Below are 2,197 nucleotides of genomic sequence, written 5' to 3'. Positions count from 1 at the left end.
GGGCGGGCGCCGGGGCGGGACGCTCCGACCGGCTGGCGGCCTCGGGCACCGCTCCCCCGCCGCTCAGGGCGAGCACCTGGCCGACGCGCAGGACGTTCGCGTCCGGCCCGATGACGCCGAGGTTGAGGGCGTGCAGGTCCTGCCAGGTGGTGCCGTGCCGGGCCGCGATGCGGGCCAGCGTGTCGCCGGCGACCACGGTGTAGGAGCCGGCGTCGGCCGCGGGGGCCGCCGCCGGTGCCGGGACGGCACCGGAGCCGCCGATGGTGAGCACCTGCCCGACGCGCAGCAGGTTGGGGTCGGCGCCGATGGTGCCGCGGTTGGCGTCGTAGATGCTCTGCCACGTGGTGCCGTGGCCGGCCGCGAGCTTGCTGAGGGTGTCGCCGGCGCTGACGGTGTGCTCGCCGGTGTGCGCGGCCGCGGGGCTGATGGCCCCCATGGTGAACGCGGACGCCGCGGCGATGACGACCGCCGGGTAGGACACGGCGGCCATGGTGCGGTTGCGGGAGGGACGACGGTGCCGCCCCACGGTGCGGTTGCTCTTGGGCATGGAGTTGTGCGCCTCTCACCGCCTGCGGGGTTAGCTGTCGGGTTCGGGCGAGAGCTGCCCGGCCGCGCGAGACGCGGCTTCACCCCGAGATCCCCGGAGGACCACTGAACGGTGGGTCCCCCGCCCTGCCCGTCGTGTTCGCTGCCGGGCGGCCGTGGGCAGGTTCGGCGGGCGGCCACCCGGGTCCGCCGATCAGCGGACGAGCGAAACGGTAGGCAGCGCCGTCGGCGTGCCTGAAGCACCGACCCGGCCTTTTCGCGGACCCTCCGCGAAGCGCTACTCCGAGTCACCGACCCCGCGCGCAGCGCCCACGTTCACCCGTTCGGGTGACGCTCCCGGACGCCGGCGCGGGGGGCGACGGACGAGTCGGCCTGTACGCCGGGTTCTGTCCACGGGCGCCTCACGGCCTCCCGATGGGCGGTCATCCATCTAGGCCTGCCGTTGCCGGCAGGCTCCAGCGGTCTACCCGCAGGCTCGGGCGGGCCGCCCTCGAACGCCTGCGCGGAGCGGTGGCGCACCACCGCTCCTTCTTGACCTAGCTCCGGGTGGGGTTTACCGAGCCACGCCGGTCACCCGGCGTGCTGGTGGTCTCTTACACCACCGTTTCACCCTTACCGGCGCGAACGCCGGCGGTCTGTTTTCTGTGGCACTGTCCCGCGGGTCACCCCGGGTCGCCGTTAACGACCACCCTGCCCTGTGGAGCCCGGACGTTCCTCGGCGACGGGGTCTCCCCCGCCGACGCGACCGCCCGGCCGACTCGTCCGTCGTGCCAGGAAGTGTAGGGCGTCGCGCACATGGACCCCCTGGTGCTCGGGTACGGGACGTCGATCACCGCACCGGACGAAGGAGGAGGACGACATGGGACTGATCTCGGGACTCGTGAAGGCCAACCTGCTCAAGCGGCTGTTCAGCCGGTTCAGCCGGCGTACGCGCTGACGCCCTGCGGAGGGGGCGTACCCAGCCCTTCCTGACCGTGGGTGCACCGCGGTCTTCTCCCCCTGCGACACCGCCGTCGGGATGTCGGACGCCCGCCGGCCCGTACGAGGGCGGGCGGTCCGGCAGCCCGCGCCGGCACCCCGGTTCCGGGAACCCGCGCTCGCCTGCGCTCCCAGCCACTGCGGCCCCCCCGGCCCTCCCGGCCGCTGCGGCGCGCCGGCGCTCCCAGCCGCTGCGGCGCCACCGGCCCTCCCGGCCGCTGCGGCACCCCCGGTCCTCCCGGCCGCTGCGGCGCCCCCGGCCCTGGTTGTTGTGCCTCGTGGGCACCCCCTTCTCCGGTGGGCCGGAATTGTCGCACCCCCGGCCTAGCCTGCGGTTGTGTCGTCGGCGGCGAGCTTCCAGGTGGGGGTCGGGGTGTCCCTGGTGGACCCGCTGCCCTCGCCCTGGGAGCTCGAGGACCCCGATCCGCAGCGGTGGGACGAGCCGCTGTCGGCCTGGCTGCCCGCCCAGCGCAGCGCCGCGGAGGCGGTGGATCTGCTGGGGCAGATCGTGGCCGCCGAGGCGCGGTTGGCGGCGTTGCGGGTGGAGCTGGTGATGGACCTGGCCGCCGCCCGGCCCGCGCCGGCCGATCCGCTGCCCGGTGGGGAGCGGGCCGGGGAGCGCGGCCCGGCCGGTACCAGTGAGTTCGTGCCCGATGAGCTGGCGATGGCGCAC

Annotated in this window: 1 protein-coding gene, 1 other RNA gene, 1 pseudogene and 1 riboswitch; of the genes and pseudogenes, 1 reads left to right on the top strand and 2 read right to left on the bottom strand. The window is 75.2% G+C overall.

Features of this window, described 5'->3' with window-relative positions:
* Window positions 1-547 (bottom strand): LysM domain-containing protein (locus E9529_RS21300; protein WP_236833257.1); only part of this gene is annotated, 547 nt, incomplete at its 3' end.
* 4 nt (window positions 548-551) lie between these two features.
* A riboswitch (cyclic di-AMP (ydaO/yuaA leader) is annotated at window positions 552-692 on the bottom strand.
* A 213-nt stretch (window positions 693-905) separates the two neighbouring features.
* An RNA gene (gene rnpB, locus E9529_RS21295) (RNase P RNA component class A) lies at window positions 906-1,307 on the bottom strand.
* A 554-nt stretch (window positions 1,308-1,861) separates the two neighbouring features.
* On the opposite strand from rnpB, the pseudogene E9529_RS21290 reads away from it, so the two are divergent.
* Window positions 1,862-2,197, top strand: a pseudogene (locus E9529_RS21290) (hypothetical protein); the annotation flags it as partial.

Origin of the sequence: Blastococcus sp. KM273128 (assembly GCF_021698975.1) — a bacterium.
Classification (GTDB): domain Bacteria; phylum Actinomycetota; class Actinomycetes; order Mycobacteriales; family Geodermatophilaceae; genus Blastococcus.
This window is presented reverse-complemented; position numbering and strand designations above follow the sequence as displayed.